Source organism: Symbiopectobacterium sp. RP (assembly GCF_050472005.1).
Lineage (GTDB): Bacteria > Pseudomonadota > Gammaproteobacteria > Enterobacterales > Enterobacteriaceae > Symbiopectobacterium.
In genome coordinates this window covers 1,762,663-1,776,637 of record NZ_JBGOGS010000001.1, presented here as the reverse complement: position 1 = coordinate 1,776,637, position 13,975 = coordinate 1,762,663, and the positions used below count along the sequence as shown (strand labels likewise).

General features: G+C 49.4%; 16 protein-coding genes and 3 pseudogenes. 8 read left to right on the top strand and 11 right to left on the bottom strand.

Annotation, left to right across the window (positions count from 1 at the left end; translation table 11 throughout):
- The first annotated feature begins 37 nt into the window (after positions 1 to 37).
- Positions 38 to 1,246 carry an IS256 family transposase gene (locus tag ACD630_RS11945; protein WP_430360005.1) on the top strand — a complete coding sequence of 403 codons (1,209 nt, stop codon included), beginning with the start codon at positions 38 to 40 and terminating at the stop codon, positions 1,244 to 1,246.
- Positions 1,247 to 1,427: 181 nt separating this feature from the next.
- On the opposite strand, the gene ACD630_RS11940 is transcribed toward ACD630_RS11945, so the two are convergent.
- Together ACD630_RS11940 and ACD630_RS11935 are read right to left on the bottom strand one after the other, a co-directional pair.
- Positions 1,428 to 1,793 carry an IS630 transposase-related protein gene (locus ACD630_RS11940; RefSeq protein WP_430359170.1) on the bottom strand — a complete coding sequence of 122 codons (366 nt, stop codon included), beginning with the start codon at positions 1,791 to 1,793 and terminating at the stop codon, positions 1,428 to 1,430.
- Complete coding sequence (locus ACD630_RS11935) at positions 1,794 to 1,934, bottom strand: hypothetical protein (protein WP_430359169.1); 141 nt, start codon at positions 1,932 to 1,934, stop codon at positions 1,794 to 1,796. It lies immediately after the preceding gene.
- Between the two features lie 309 nt (positions 1,935 to 2,243).
- Between ACD630_RS11935 and spy the strand changes: the two are divergent.
- Positions 2,244 to 2,733, top strand: a pseudogene (gene spy, locus ACD630_RS11930) (ATP-independent periplasmic protein-refolding chaperone Spy).
- A gap of 174 nt (positions 2,734 to 2,907) precedes the next feature.
- Positions 2,908 to 3,273, top strand: a complete 366-nt coding sequence (locus ACD630_RS11925) for an IS630 transposase-related protein (protein ID WP_430359168.1) — start codon at positions 2,908 to 2,910, stop codon at positions 3,271 to 3,273.
- Positions 3,274 to 3,458: 185 nt separating this feature from the next.
- Here ACD630_RS11925 and ACD630_RS11920 read toward each other — a convergent pair whose 3' ends face one another.
- Complete coding sequence (locus ACD630_RS11920; protein ID WP_430359167.1) at positions 3,459 to 4,673, bottom strand: IS256 family transposase; 1,215 nt, start codon at positions 4,671 to 4,673, stop codon at positions 3,459 to 3,461.
- Between the two features lie 81 nt (positions 4,674 to 4,754).
- Here ACD630_RS11920 and ACD630_RS11915 point away from each other — a divergent pair, with 81 nt between their 5' ends.
- Together ACD630_RS11915 and ACD630_RS11910 are read left to right on the top strand one after the other, a co-directional pair.
- Positions 4,755 to 4,943: a hypothetical protein gene (locus ACD630_RS11915; protein WP_430359166.1), complete on the top strand. Its 189-nt coding sequence runs from the start codon at positions 4,755 to 4,757 to the stop codon at positions 4,941 to 4,943.
- Between the two features lie 474 nt (positions 4,944 to 5,417).
- Complete coding sequence (locus tag ACD630_RS11910; RefSeq protein WP_430359165.1) at positions 5,418 to 6,596, top strand: tyrosine-type recombinase/integrase; 1,179 nt, start codon at positions 5,418 to 5,420, stop codon at positions 6,594 to 6,596.
- On the opposite strand, the gene ACD630_RS11905 is transcribed toward ACD630_RS11910, so the two are convergent.
- Both ACD630_RS11905 and ACD630_RS11900 read right to left on the bottom strand, forming a co-directional pair.
- Positions 6,593 to 6,781: a helix-turn-helix transcriptional regulator gene (locus tag ACD630_RS11905; RefSeq protein ID WP_291969447.1), complete on the bottom strand. Its 189-nt coding sequence runs from the start codon at positions 6,779 to 6,781 to the stop codon at positions 6,593 to 6,595. The genes ACD630_RS11910 and ACD630_RS11905 overlap by 4 nt on opposite strands.
- Positions 6,778 to 8,162 (bottom strand): annotated as a pseudogene (locus tag ACD630_RS11900) (SNF2-related protein). Before ACD630_RS11900 ends, ACD630_RS11905 begins: the two are co-directional and overlap by 4 nt.
- 117 nt (positions 8,163 to 8,279) lie before the next feature.
- Between ACD630_RS11900 and ACD630_RS11895 the strand changes: the two are divergent.
- Together ACD630_RS11895 and ACD630_RS11890 are read left to right on the top strand one after the other, a co-directional pair.
- Complete coding sequence (locus tag ACD630_RS11895) at positions 8,280 to 8,522, top strand: hypothetical protein (RefSeq protein ID WP_430359164.1); 243 nt, start codon at positions 8,280 to 8,282, stop codon at positions 8,520 to 8,522.
- 79 nt (positions 8,523 to 8,601) lie between these two features.
- Positions 8,602 to 9,482 (top strand): annotated as a pseudogene (locus tag ACD630_RS11890) (DNA adenine methylase).
- A 325-nt stretch (positions 9,483 to 9,807) separates the two neighbouring features.
- Here the strand turns inward: ACD630_RS11890 and ACD630_RS11885 are convergent.
- Both ACD630_RS11885 and ACD630_RS11880 read right to left on the bottom strand, forming a co-directional pair.
- Complete coding sequence (locus ACD630_RS11885; protein WP_430359163.1) at positions 9,808 to 10,320, bottom strand: hypothetical protein; 513 nt, start codon at positions 10,318 to 10,320, stop codon at positions 9,808 to 9,810.
- Between the two features lie 105 nt (positions 10,321 to 10,425).
- Positions 10,426 to 10,611, bottom strand: coding sequence for an ORF6N domain-containing protein (locus tag ACD630_RS11880; protein ID WP_430359162.1), 186 nt, complete (start codon positions 10,609 to 10,611; stop codon positions 10,426 to 10,428).
- A 117-nt stretch (positions 10,612 to 10,728) separates the two neighbouring features.
- Here ACD630_RS11880 and ACD630_RS11875 point away from each other — a divergent pair, with 117 nt between their 5' ends.
- Entirely contained in the window at positions 10,729 to 11,133 is a 405-nt protein-coding gene (locus ACD630_RS11875; protein ID WP_430359161.1) for a hypothetical protein, read from the top strand.
- Here ACD630_RS11875 and ACD630_RS11870 read toward each other — a convergent pair.
- The 4 genes from ACD630_RS11870 to ACD630_RS11855 are packed head-to-tail and all read right to left on the bottom strand — an operon-like array spanning position 11,120 to position 13,959.
- Positions 11,120 to 11,371, bottom strand: a complete 252-nt coding sequence (locus tag ACD630_RS11870; protein WP_430358488.1) for a hypothetical protein — start codon at positions 11,369 to 11,371, stop codon at positions 11,120 to 11,122. The genes ACD630_RS11875 and ACD630_RS11870 overlap by 14 nt on opposite strands.
- Positions 11,368 to 11,637 (bottom strand): VRR-NUC domain-containing protein, encoded by a 270-nt coding sequence (locus ACD630_RS11865; RefSeq protein WP_430359160.1) that lies wholly within the window; start codon positions 11,635 to 11,637, stop codon positions 11,368 to 11,370. The genes ACD630_RS11870 and ACD630_RS11865 overlap by 4 nt, the downstream gene beginning before the upstream one ends.
- The gene (locus tag ACD630_RS11860) at positions 11,621 to 11,851 is read right to left on the bottom strand and encodes an ANR family transcriptional regulator (RefSeq protein WP_430358487.1); all 231 of its coding nucleotides are present in this window, start codon (positions 11,849 to 11,851) and stop codon (positions 11,621 to 11,623) included. The genes ACD630_RS11865 and ACD630_RS11860 overlap by 17 nt, the downstream gene beginning before the upstream one ends.
- 5 nt (positions 11,852 to 11,856) lie before the next feature.
- Positions 11,857 to 13,959, bottom strand: a complete 2,103-nt coding sequence (locus ACD630_RS11855; protein ID WP_430358486.1) for a DNA polymerase I — start codon at positions 13,957 to 13,959, stop codon at positions 11,857 to 11,859.
- Between the last annotated feature and the right edge of the window lie 16 nt (positions 13,960 to 13,975).

The window sequence follows — 13,975 nt, the reverse complement described above, 5'->3', positions numbered from 1 at the left end:
TGATATGTTCAATCCAGCATCAAAAGCAGGTTACTTTATGGACGAAAAACAGTTACAGGCTCTGGCTAACGAGCTGGCCAAAAATCTCAAAACCCCTGACGCTCTCAACCCGTTTGATCGCCTGCTGAAAAAGATCAGTGTTGAAGCTGCCCTTAATGCTGAAATGACCCATCACCTCGGGCATGAGAAGCCCCAGTCCAAATCTGGAACTAACACGCGCAATGGCTACTCCACAAAGACTGTTACCACCGGCGATGGTCCGCTGGAACTGCGTACACCACGTGATCGTGATGGTTCCTTTGAACCGCAACTGGTGAAGAAGAACCAGACCCGGATCACCGGGATGGATAACCAGATTTTATCGTTGTATGCCAAAGGGATGACCACCCGCAAAATTGCCGCTGCGTTCAAAGAACTGTATGACGCGGATGTCTCACCCGCCCTGGTATCGAAGGTCACCGATGCCGTTATGGAGCCGGTTGTTGAATGGCAAAACCGCCCCCTGGATGCGGTTTATCCCATTGTTTACCTTGACTGTATCGTTCTAAAAGTCCGGCAGGACAGCCGCGTTATCAATAAGTCTGTGTTCCTGGCGCTGGGTATCAATATCGAAGGCCAGAAAGAGCTACTGGGGATGTGGCTGGCCGAAAATGAAGGCGCAAAGTTCTGGCTGAACGTGCTGACAGAACTGAAAAACCGTGGCCTGACCGACATCCTCATTGCCTGTGTGGACGGCCTGAAAGGGTTCCCGGATGCCATCAACACGGTCTACCCGGAAGCCCGCATCCAGCTGTGCATCGTGCACATGGTGCGCAACAGTCTGCGCTTCGTTGCCTGGAAGGACTATAAGGCGGTAACACGCGACCTCAAAGCAGTGTATCAGGCTCCAGCCGAAGAGGCCGCGCTTCAGGCGCTGGTGACGTTCGGTGGGACATGGGATCACCGCTATCCGCAGATAAGCCGGAGCTGGCAGTCAAACTGGGCCAACCTGTCGACATTCTTCTCGTACCCGCAGGAACTTCGCAAGGTAATCTACACGACGAACACTATAGAATCACTGAACAGCGTGCTCCGGCATGCAATCAAGAAACGCAAGGTGTTTCCGACTGATGACTCGGTGAAGAAGGTCGTATGGCTGGCAATCCAGGCGGCATCACAGAAATGGACGATGCCCTTACAGGACTGGCGTATGGCAATGAGTCGCTTTATTATCGAGTTCGGTGACCGTCTTGACGGTCACTTCTAAAGGCATTTACAGAAAATCTTAAACGGGCTCTAATAAAGCGCCAATAACATTTGTTCTTCCCTTGGCTCCCCAGTTCTTCAGGCCAAAACACCGTTGACCTTTTGGGGAATAGCAGTGAGTCCGTGGGGTATCGTGTGGAAAACCATTTTCATCAATAAAAACAACAGGTTTGCCTTCTTTTTCATACTGTTGTGTTTTTTTGTTGAAATGCTTGCCGGGCGCTTTCGTCGGCTTTCGGATGACGTAGAGTTTTTTTATAGGTCAATCCCAGCTTTTTAAGAGCTTGCCAAATGGCCTTCTGACAAACGCCAAAACGCTCTGCACGTTCTTTTTGGTAAGCATCTGGATATTGTTCAACATCTTTTATCAACTCGGATTTATCGATCTTTCGCTGACGCGTGGTCGATGCTTTTGACGCTATTTGATTAATCCAACGCGATACAGAGGCAGGGCCAACCCGAAATTGCTTCGCTGTTTCTCGGATACTCAACCCTTCTTCTTCCCGTGTAGATATCACTTTACGTCTAAAATCAATTGAATAGCTCATTTAAATAATGTAATCAAAATTAAGTGGTTTAGCTATATTCATTGCCAGATTGGCTGAATAGAGTGCGAAACAGAGTTGCCCGCCAAGCTGATAGGCTTGCGCTGGCAATGATGTTGGTACTGCCTGCGTTTTCTTGTTCATAAAATACAATCTATATAGATAAAGATTAAATAGCAAGCGATTTAAGTGCGAAAAACTTTGTTTTTTGATAATGAATTGATTTTATTAATTTTATATTTTCATTGTTACCTAGACTAAGAGGGCCTTAACGTTTTTCTTACGGGGTTTACATAGTTTCTCCGCATTCTCCACATTTGACGCAATTGTGGAGACGGAACTTGCAGAGATTTATCCTTACGCTAATTAACTCGAAGTTGCACTGTCTATACTCAACACCGTCAAGACGACAATCGTCGTTAACGAGTAAACTGGAAAGAGAGAGATAGCACTATGCGTAAACTGACAGCGATTCTGGTGGCATCTACATTGGCGTTTGGCGCAGCGGGTATTACGCATGCCAATGATGCTCAAAAAGGCCATGGTCATGAAACTCGTATGATGAAAGGTGAACGCGGTGGCCCTCGCGCCGGCATGCATGAGGAGTGGATGCTTAAAGATCTCAACCTGACCGAGGCGCAGAAAAAGCAGGTTGGGGATATCATTCGTGATGCGCGCGATAACATGCGCAAAGTGATGCAGGATGAACACCGTGCCATGCGTGATGTGATTGCGGCAGACACGTTCGATATGGCGAAAGCCCAAGCGCAGGTCAAATAAGCAGGATGAGATTCATAAAGCGCGGATGGTAAGCCGCCTGGAAACGCAGAACAAGATTTATAACGTTCTGACGCCGGAGCAGAAAAAGCAGTTTAACGAAAATTTTGATAACCGCATCAATCACAAGATGACGGAACCCGCTGAGAAGACTGCTGCTAAGTAATTCAGCCTTTCTCTTCTGACAACCGCCTTACTCACCGTGTAAGCCCGTTTATGGGGTAACCGATGAGAAGGCGGTTTTTTTACGCCAGAGACGCTCACCGGCCACCGGTTAACGTGCGAGTAACGTAAGCCACTCATTATAGATAAACGACTTAATTTTGATTACATTATTTAAATGAGCTATTCAATTGATTTTAGACGTAAAGTGATATCTACACGGGAAGAAGAAGGGTTGAGTATCCGAGAAACAGCGAAGCAATTTCGGATTGGCCCTGCCTCTGTATCGCGTTGGATTAATCAAATAGCGTCAAAAGCATCGACCACGCGTCAGCGAAAGATCGATAAATCCGAGTTGATAAAAGATGTTGAACAATATCCAGATGCTTACCAAAAAGAACGTGCAGAGCGTTTTGGCGTTTGTCAGAAGGCCATTTGGCAAGCTCTTAAAAAGCTGGGATTGACCTATAAAAAAACTCTACGTCATCCGAAAGCCGACGAAAGCGCCCGGCAAGCATTTCAACAAAAAAACACAACAGTATGAAAAAGAAGGCAAACCTGTTGTTTTTATTGATGAAAATGGTTTTCCACACGATACCCCACGGACTCACTGCTATTCCCCAAAAGGTCAACGGTGTTTTGGCCTGAAGAACTGGGGAGCCAAGGGAAGAACAAATGTTATTGGCGCTTTATTAGAGCCCGTTTAAGATTTTGTGTAAATGCCTTTCCTCAGAAGTGACCGTCAAGGTGGTCACCGAACTCGATAATAATGCGACTCATTGCCATACGCCAGTCCTGTAAGGGCATCGTCCATTTCTGTGATGCCGCCTGGATTGCCAGCCATACGACCTTCTTCAGCGAGTCATCAGTCGGAAACACCTTGCGTTTCTTGATTGCATGCCGGAGCACGCTGTTCAGTGATTCTATAGCGTTAGCGTTCGTCGTGTAGATTACCTTGCGAAGTTCCTGCGGGTACGAGAAGAATGTCGACAGGTTGGCCCAGTTTGACTGCCAGCTCCGGCTTATCTGCGGATAGCGGTGATCCCATGTCCCACCGAACGTCTCCAGCGCCTGAAGCGCGGCCTCTTCGGTTGGAGCCTGATACACTGCTTTGAGGTCGCGTGTTACCGCCTTATAGTCCTTCCAGGCAACGAAGCGCAGACTGTTGCGCACCATGTGCACGATGCACAGCTGGATGCGGGCTTCCGGGTAGACCGTGTTGATGGCATCCGGGAACCCTTTCAGGCCGTCCACACAGGCAATGAGGATGTCGGTCAGGCCACGGTTTTTCAGTTCTGTCAGCACGTTCAGCCAGAACTTTGCGCCTTCATTTTCGGCCAGCCACATCCCCAGTAGCTCTTTCTGGCCTTCGATATTGATACCCAGCGCCAGGAACACAGACTTATTGATAACGCGGCTGTCCTGCCGGACTTTTAGAACGATACAGTCAAGGTAAACAATGGGATAAACCGCATCCAGGGGGCGGTTTTGCCATTCAACAACCGGCTCCATAACGGCATCGGTGACCTTCGATACCAGGGCGGGTGAGACATCCGCGTCATACAGTTCTTTGAACGCAGCGGCAATTTTGCGGGTGGTCATCCCTTTGGCATACAACGATAAAATCTGGTTATCCATCCCGGTGATCCGGGTCTGGTTCTTCTTCACCAGTTGCGGTTCAAAGGAACCATCACGATCACGTGGTGTACGCAGTTCCAGCGGACCATCGCCGGTGGTAACAGTCTTTGTGGAGTAGCCATTGCGCGTGTTAGTTCCAGATTTGGACTGGGGCTTCTCATGCCCGAGGTGATGGGTCATTTCAGCATTAAGGGCAGCTTCAACACTGATCTTTTTCAGCAGGCGATCAAACGGGTTGAGAGCGTCAGGGGTTTTGAGATTTTTGGCCAGCTCGTTAGCCAGAGCCTGTAACTGTTTTTCGTCCATAAAGTAACCTGCTTTTGATGGGATTGAACATATAGCCAAACGACTTAAAAATGATTACAGCCAATGCCATGATATGTGGCATTGGCTGTAATCATTTTTAAGTCGGTTGGCTATATCGGATTATTTGATATCAATATTAACAGCGATGTTTTCTATTCCTGGGTCACACAAGTCCTTATCCCAGTACTCCCTAAAAACAGTGTAATCGTGATGGACAAGGCTTTGTTGAATAATAGTGAGTCATGCTGTTTTTCCAGCCAGTTTTGGTAGAAAATGCTTGTCACCTCAGATTTACAGTTTTCTTATGATGCCTAACTGCATGATTTTGCGTTGCGAGGATCTGTCGTTTCACCGAGGGTGCCGCATAAAATATGTTTATTCAACAAAGCCGATGGACAATGCAACTTTTCACAAAAAACATAAAGTCAAAATAATTGCGATACCCCATCTGCCGGGCAAAACGGTTACGCAGGGTAATCAGCTCAGGGAAACCATGGTGTAATAACCACTGTTCCACATCGCGCAGGGCCTGTTGCGAACTTTGGCGATAAGATTCATTGTCGTTGGTCGCCTGATTGGTGATGCGCCATCTATTGTTCCGGTGGTGTTCTTGAGTGTCCATTTTTCACTTAAAAATAGAAATGTTAGCGCCATTTATTGTCCGATCTGATCCATCTAAAACCGTTGCGATCCGTGCCTAAAACGGGTACATATCCGGGTATCTTAAGTTGGTAACGGGTATCTATGAAACTCAATGCGCGACAGATTGAAACAGCAAAACCCGGTGACAAGGATTACAAACTGCCGGATGGTGACGGGCTGTTTTTGCTGATAAAAACCAGTGGTGCCAAATACTGGCGCTACCGTTACATCTTTGCCGGCAAGGAAAAAATGTTGGCAATCGGCGTCTACCCTGCGGTATCCCTCGCCGCTGCACGACGGAAACGCGATGAGGCCCGGCAAAATGTGGCTGCGGGCATCGATCCCGTGAAAGTAAAAAACTATGGTGCTTCGGCGGCAGCGGCGAAAACCATTACCTTTAAAGAGATTGCCATCGAATGGCATGAATTTAAAAAAAACCGCTGGTCCCCTCGCTATGCTGCCGACATTTTAGAAGCGTTCGGCAAAGACATCTTCCCGGCGCTGGGCAATCTTGCGGTTGCGGAGATTGAGCCAGTAATGATGCTGGCGGCATTGCGTAAAGTTGAAGCACACGGCGCCACAGAGAAAGCGGCCAAAACGCGGTGCTGGTGTGGTGAGGTTTTCCGCTATGCGGTGGCAACCGGACGGGCTAAGTTTAACCCTGCCGGGGAGCTGAAAAGCGCCATGGTGAAACACAAGTCTACGCGGCATCCTTTTCTGCGCGTCGACCAATTGCCGGACTTCCTCATGGCGGTGGATGGTTACACTGGCAGCATAATAACGCGCTTGGGCTTGCAAATTCTTATGCTCTCTGGTCTACGTACGCAGGAGCTACGCTATTCACAGTGGGACTGGGTGGATCTTGATGGGGAAAAGCTGTGGTCAATACCGGCTGAGGTGATGAAGATGAGCCGACCACACATTGTACCGCTGTCATCGCAACTGATTGCCCTGTTGCGTGAACTCAAGACACTGAGCGGACGGTATAGGAATATGTTCCCCGGAAGGAATGATCCCTCAAAGGTGATGAGCAACAACACGATTAACCGGATGATAGCGACCATCGGCTATAAGGGAAGGGTAGTAGGGCATGGTTTCCGGCATACGATGAGCACAGTACTCAATGATCAGGGGTTTAACCCCGATTGGATTGAGCTGCAACTCGCACACGTGGACAAAAATGTGATTCGTGGAACCTATAACCAGGCCCTATATCTGGATGGACGGCGGGAAATGATGCAGTGGTACGCGGACTATATCGATCACTTGAGGCTGATTTAAAGAAACTGTTTTTTCCACGCTTCGATCTCGCCGCGTACCCAGCGCGCGGTACGGGTGCCGAGCTTTTTTTGCTTGGGAAATTCACCATTACTGATGCGCAGGTAAATGCAGGATTTTTTTAACCCTACGCTGCGTTCCACTTCTTTAATCGTTATCAGGTCGGTGTCTGAAATTATCGGTGTCATGCTCTGCCCCTTTTCTTCATGGCTTCCAGCAGGATATCCTGCACGTTGCGTTTTGAATCGCGCCGTTCCATCACCAGTTCGTCTACGGTATCGGCGGCGATAATATGGTGTATCCATACCGGGCGGTTATGCCCCGCCTGTATCTGGCGTGTTGGCCCGATACGTTCGATAATTTGTTGGTACTGTTCCAGATCCCACCAGTGCGAGAAAAACACCAGGATGTTTCCGCCATCCTGTAAGTTAAGGCCGTGGCCTGCGCTAGCTGGATGAGCGAATAGCACCGGGATTTTACCGGCATTCCAGTCGCGCAGCGTCTGTGGATCGGAATCAAGCTGTTTACCCTTTGGAAAGGCTTTCAATAAACGGGCTAAATCGCTTTTAAAGTGGTAGGCAACCAGCACCGGCATACCGCCAGATTCGGCAATCACGCTTTCCAGCGCTTGCAACTTGGCGTCGTGGATTTCTGACCAGGTACCTTTGTCGTCGGTATAGATAGCGCCGCTGGCGATTTGCAAACACTTCACGGTTTTTGCGGCGGCGTTTGGCGCTTCAATGCCGTCACCATCCAGTTCCAGAAACATCTCCTTTTCCATTTCCTGATACTGCTGGCGTGCCTTGGGCGGCATTTCCACGCGGATCACGTTATGGATCGGTTCCTCAATAACAAACCAGTCGGCGGCATCCAGTGAGATCGTCACATCGCGTAGCGCGGCCTGTATCTCATCCTGCGAATGGGGAAAGGGTTCCAGCTTTGGCCGGGAAACTGGATTGCGTTGAACCAGCGCGAGGTAAATGCGCCGTATGTGCGCCCCAGGCGCTGGCCCTGATCGACAAACCACGCTTGCCCCCACAGGTCTACCAGACCGTTTGGTGCTGGCGTGCCGGTGAGATTGCCCCAGCGGTGGACATGCTTATGTGCGACCTTGCCAAGTGCTGCCGCACGTTTGCCGCCGCCGCGCAATCGAAAGGATTTAAGCCGGGTGCTCTCGTCGCCAATTACGCTGGCGAACGGCCAGCGCTCACCCAGCGTTTCAACCAGCCATACCAGGTTGTCGTAGTTGGTGGTAAAAACGCTGGCGTTGCTGTTCGTCAGCGCTGCCAGCCGTTCTTTTACGCTGCCCATAATGGGCTGGATCTCGATATTGCGCAGATGACTCCATTTGTTGGCTTCATCCGGCCACGTTGACCGTGCCACGCGCAGCGGCGCAAGAACCAACACCGGTTGGGTTTCGGCTCCGCACATAAAGAGATCTTCCAGCGTAGTCAGTGTGGCAACTGTTTTACCCATACCCATGCCTGCCCACACGTTGCAGCGCGGATTATTAATGAGGAAACTGGTGATTAATTCCTGATATGGCCGTGGGGTGTATGGTTTTGTCATTTTCAGCCTCAGAATGGCTTTGTTGAATAATAGGTAATCATGCTGTTTTTCCATGCCAGTTTTGGTTGAAAATGCTTGTCATCTCAGGTGTACACTTTTCTCATGAGGCCTAACTGCATGATTTTACGTTGCGAGGATCCGTCGTTTCACTGGGCTGCCAGCATAAAATCTATTTATTCAACAAAGCCGGAACAAGTAAAAGGGCGTGTTAAAGATAATCCCTATCGATATTGGGTCGATAAACACTTAGTGGAATCCAACAGTTTCAAGCATGAATTAATCAAAAATCTTAAAATTATTATGACAAATGGACATGGCGTTGACTCTGCTACTATCACTTCGTATCTGCCTAGCAACTGATTGATTGCAAAGGGCTTTATGGGATGGCCATAAAGCCCTTTTTTGGATATACTTTAGAACTGACATGTAGAGGTATCATATGCGTTTTAACACCCCACTTCGCTATCCTGGCGGCAAAGGCAAGCTTTCAAATTTCATGCTTCGGATTATTGAAGATAATAAGCTTTCGCCTATACATTATGCAGAGCCATATGCTGGAGGGGCTGGTTTAGCGCTGAAGCTTTTACATTTAAATGTAGCTGAAAAAATCATTCTTAATGATATTAATATTTCTGTTTATGCCTTTTGGCACACTGTATTAAATAATGCAGACCACCTGTGTGCTTTAATTGAAGGAACTGAAGTCACAATGAATGAGTGGTTCAAACAGAAAGAAATAATTAATAATCCCAAAGGCCATGATATGCTAACAATTGGTTTTTCTTCCTTTTTTCTTAATAGAACAAATCGTTCTGGAATATTAAAAGGCGGTGTGATTGGTGGTAAAAATCAAGAAGGGCAATGGAAGCTTGATGCTCGCTATAACAAAAGTGAGTTAATTTCCCGGATAAAGAAAATATCAAAAAACCGTGAAAGAATAGACTTGTATAACATGGATGCAATTGATTTCATAAAAAAATAGTTGTTCAATTGCCGAAGAAATCATTAACATATTTAGACCCGCCATATTACATAAAAGGTAAGGGATTATATATCAACCATTATGAACATGGTGACCATCTTAATGTTGCAAAAGTAGTACAGAATGATATTAAAACACCATGGATTGTTTCTTACGATAATACTCCTGAGATCCAAGGTATGTATAAGGCATCATCATTAGTGTATGGAATAAACTACAGTGCTCAAGATCGATATAAGGGCTCAGAAGTGATGTTCTTCAGTAAACGATTGAAGGTCTTTAAAACCGATGATCCAACTAAGGTAAAAGCACCTGCCATTAAAAATGCTATGAGCTAGACGACTACACCCGGACAGAGGAAGCGCCGTAAAAGAGCCGCAGTATATTCACTTTTTAATAAATTATTTATAATCAATAAGATAAAAAATTTCGGTCGCAGGTTCGAATCCTGCACAACCCACCATGCTACCCCTTTTGTCAAGCGGAACGGCTTTGTTGAATAATAGTGAGTCATGCTGTTTTGCCAAGCCAGTTTTGGTAGAAAATGCTTGTCACCTCAGGTGTACACTTTTCTTATGAGGCCTAACTGCATGATTTTGCGTTGCGAGGATCTGTCGTTTCACCGGGGGTGCAGCATAAAATCTATTTATTCAACAAAGCCCCTCAGAATAGTTTCGCTATATCCACGTCGTAGACTTCCAGCCATGCTTCACGGGGGTAGCATAAAATTCGTGCATCCGTGGACTCATCCCAGTAGTAGGATTCCATCGCGTCATGTTCGTCCTGCCATGTGGTGAGTTGGCGGTAGCTGTACCAGTTACCTGTGGCGCGCCACACTGAGCGTACTGACGCATAGTCTTTGCTGGCACCCAGCAAAGCCGCCATTTCTTCGCGTTCTTTTATCGCCTTATTGGCTATACGCTGGTAAACAGCATTACGCTGGCAGGCGGTGGCTTCCCGTTTTTCGCTGATCTGCGCTTTGGTGCGTACAGCTTCATCGCGCTCGAAAGTAATCAGCTGAACAGCCTTGCGCTCCTTGCCCCATGCGATCGCCGCTTCTGCCGGGTCGAGGAAGTTTGGTAGGCCAAGATCCACAGGGGATTTTTGTTCGCGTAAGCGGAAGTAGTTATCTTCCAGCGCCTCATACCATTCCCACGCCTGGTCGGTCTCCAGCATCTTGGCATGACGTGATGCCCCGCGCTCAGTCCAGAGTGTGAGGCTAGTTGTATGTTTATTAACCGCGTGACTTAATGTCACGTGGTTCTTAAGCTCTTGTAATTCCTAGCCTTCTACCTTGAAGTAGTGTTTCCCTTCGATGAAGCGGTTTTTATTGCGTTTGAAATTCTGACGTACGCTATCTACTTCAGCTCCATACCCCTGAGCTAGTAGCTCGGTCGTAATTACGCGCTGGCCCTGATATTCGATAACGGGCAGTTGGGTATTCTGGATAGTGATAATTTTGGTCATGGCAATGTCTCCATAATTAAACAGATGGGGTTAAAAGGTATGGGGGGGCTAACTTGCAAAATTTTGCAGGTTGGCGGTTAGATCGCTTACACTTGGCTTAACGCAGGAGGATTTCCCATGGGCCAAGTTGCATTTGATACATTGCAGGCATCGGAAGAGCTTGAGACTGCTGGCATTTCCAGAGAGCAGGCGCGGGCGATCTCGCTCGTCGTACGCAAGTCTCATGAGGTGGCGGATGTGGCTACAAAGGCTGATATTGCCGAGGTAAAGCGCGATATCGCTGATGTCCGTAAGGATCTATCCGCAGAGATAGCCGATGTCCGTAAGGACATGGAAGCTCGCTTCGAGAAGAACGAAGCTCAGATGCAGGCTCGCTTCGAGAAAACTGAAGCTCAGATAGCCTTACTCCGTAAAGATGTTGAACATACTGCAAATGGATTATTGATAAAACTGAGTGCTGTGATTCTCGCTATCGCCGGTCTGGCATCAACCATTGTCACGGTGGTAATTAAACTGCTTTGATTTTACACCCCCCTTCCTGCGTCAGGCGGCTAACCTGTTTGCGCAGCCGCCTGTTGTCTTCCGCCATATACCCAATCACCGCCCTGAGCGTCTGCGTTTCCCAGTCCTCGTTAGGCTGTCTGCCCAGACTGACCAGATAGCGGGCATCGTCTATACTCTCGCCGCCGTTGGTGATGGCGACGACCTCGCCCATATTGGGGTGTCTGAAGGTCAGCACCCGTGCGTTATCCAGTTTCATTGAATACCCTCCATATTTTTGCTGTCCAGCACAACCACGGTAAAACCCAGCGCGCGCATCCGGTTGTGTTCCCGAAGTTGATCTGCCCGTGGCTTCTCGCCAGGAGCTTTGCATTCAACGAAAACGAGACGGCCACCAGGTAGCAGTACCAGCCGATCAGGAACAGAGCGGCGTCCGGGGGACACAAACTTGTAGGCAATACCGCCCGCTTTTTTCACTTCCGCTACAAGGTGCTTTTCGATGGTGGATTCACGGATGTAAGCCATCGGTAACCGCCTCTTTCAGTTTGTCCCGCCCGATCTGCATCAGGCAAAAGTCAGAGCGGTTTTCGCTCCACATTTGGTTTAGCGGGTTACGCGCTGACCGGTTTGCTTTCGCCCATATTTTGGCGGCGCGGCGGTAATCGCCCTCGCGTTCAATTTGTGCAGCTTCACGCGCAGCACGGAAATAAAGCGGATTGTCATTTTTTTTAAAAGACATAAGGGTTACTCCTTACGGTAGCGGTAGGCCTCGAACCCGCCAGCAGACAGTGGTAGGTCTAAAGCCCATGCGGGGTTAGTTGCGAGCAGGATGCTCAGGTGTTCGTGGGAGTAATCAGAATGGTCTGGCGCTTCCGTTAAAATCTCGTCATGCACCGTCAGTATGATGTCGTAACCGTTGTCCTCCACACCGGGCATATTCGCGGCCATCACATCACGGGCGGTAGCCTGGGTTACGTTCTCTGCCAGCTTGCCGCCGTAGGTTTGCAGGCGTTGCCATTTCCGGCTGTAGGTGTTGATGCCCATGTAGCTGATCTTGCCGCTGTCGTCGATACGTGCGCCGGGATAACAGACCGCCCGGCCAGAGGGAAGCTGAATACGTAGCCAGCTTCCGTCGCGGCGAAGCTTTAATTTGCGGCAGGAAATGGTTATGCCGGGTGTGGCAATGGCGCGGCGGGTGGCCTGGTCGATCTCCTTCCAGAAGCTGAATGTTGCCGTGTGGGCTTCGCGCCAGAGGCGTTTAAAAGAGTCGCAAACAACATAAGCGCGTTTTGACAGTCCGTAGGTTCGCTTCTGTTTTACCGACCATTCATATGCACGGATAGCTTCATCCAGAATGTTGCGCGGAATATTGGCGATAGCGGCGGAGGCCATTTCTTCGAGGTCGATGTTGTACGCCAGCGAGAACGTCAGAAATGCGCCAACGCCCCCTTCATAGCCCAGCGCCAGCTCCTGCACCTTGCCGACCTGACGCTGATCTTTGTCCACTTCATCCGGGTGGACGCCGAAAGATTTTGCATAGGCCAGTTTGTACAGGTCATGGCCAGCGCGGATCGCCTCGCCTTTTTCATCGGTACCGATGATGGTGTCATAATCCCGGAACGCCTGTAGCTTCCACTTCTCCCCGGCTAACCACGCCAGTACGCGCCCCTCGATGTTGCTAAGGTCAGATACCACCAGTTTTTTATCGGCAGGGGCCATGATGCAGCCGCGCAACGCTGAACTGGTCAACTGCATCACATCGTCGTAAAGCAGGTCGGCGCACCCGGCTTTCAGTGCTTCAATACCACAGTCAATGTCGGCTTGTTTCAGCATTGGTCTGGGTAAATTTTGCGGCTGAAATAAGCGCCCGGCCCAGCGGCCTGTGCGCGATGCCCCACAAAACTGCAATGTGCCGCGCAGACGTCCGTCACGGCTGACGCCTTTCATCAGGGTTTTGTATTTACTGGTGCTGGTGGAGCTGGCCTGTAGGCGGATAGCGAGTAATTCACGAAGTTCAAACGGTAAATCAGGATCGTTAACCCGGCGCTGCAAGGTGCTGGCCTGCATATCGGGCAGTTCGATACCAAAGGCTTCTGCTATGTGTTTCAGCATGGCGTCACGCTGTGTTGCCGCTTGCACCGCGTTGTCCGTGAGCTCCCGCGTTCGTTTGGCCAGAACCTTCTGTTCACTGTCAACCGCCGTCACCGCTGCTTCTGCGAGGGGGACATCCATGAATACGCCGCGATCATTGATACGCTGATCCCGGTGCCAGAGCGCCAGTTCCTGACCTGAGTAATTCCAGGCAGGTAGCTTTTTGTCGATCTCACGCATGGCATCAATATCCAGTCCGGCGTACTCAACGAATCGCTGCCACTCGACAGGGTGTGTTTTCGCGCTAGCGCGGCGGATAGCGCTGTTTTTGGGTCGAGGCTTGCAGAATAGCTGGATCAGTTGCTTACCAGCCTTATCCTTGGCTTTATCCTGCGAAACACTGAGAATGTCACACAGATCGCCCAGCGATCCCGGCAGGCCGTGCGCCAGCGCCCTGACCATTGTATCCCGCCAGCGCTCAACGCCACCGGCAGCTATACCCGGCATGGCGTGATTTAATACCGTGCGGTCGAAATATGAATTATGGGCGTAAATCAGCCCATCAGGATTGGCTAATGCGGTTCGAAGCGCCGTGGGCATGGGCTTTCCGCGGGTCACGTCCCATACCTGCACGGGGTCAGTATCAATAGCCCAGGCAAAAAGCATGATCTCAGCCTCCTCTGTATACGCATGGGTACCGTTTTTGATAGGCACCTCGCTGAAGGTTTCAAGATCGAGATAAAGACGTTCAGGCATGACCATGCCTCCGTAT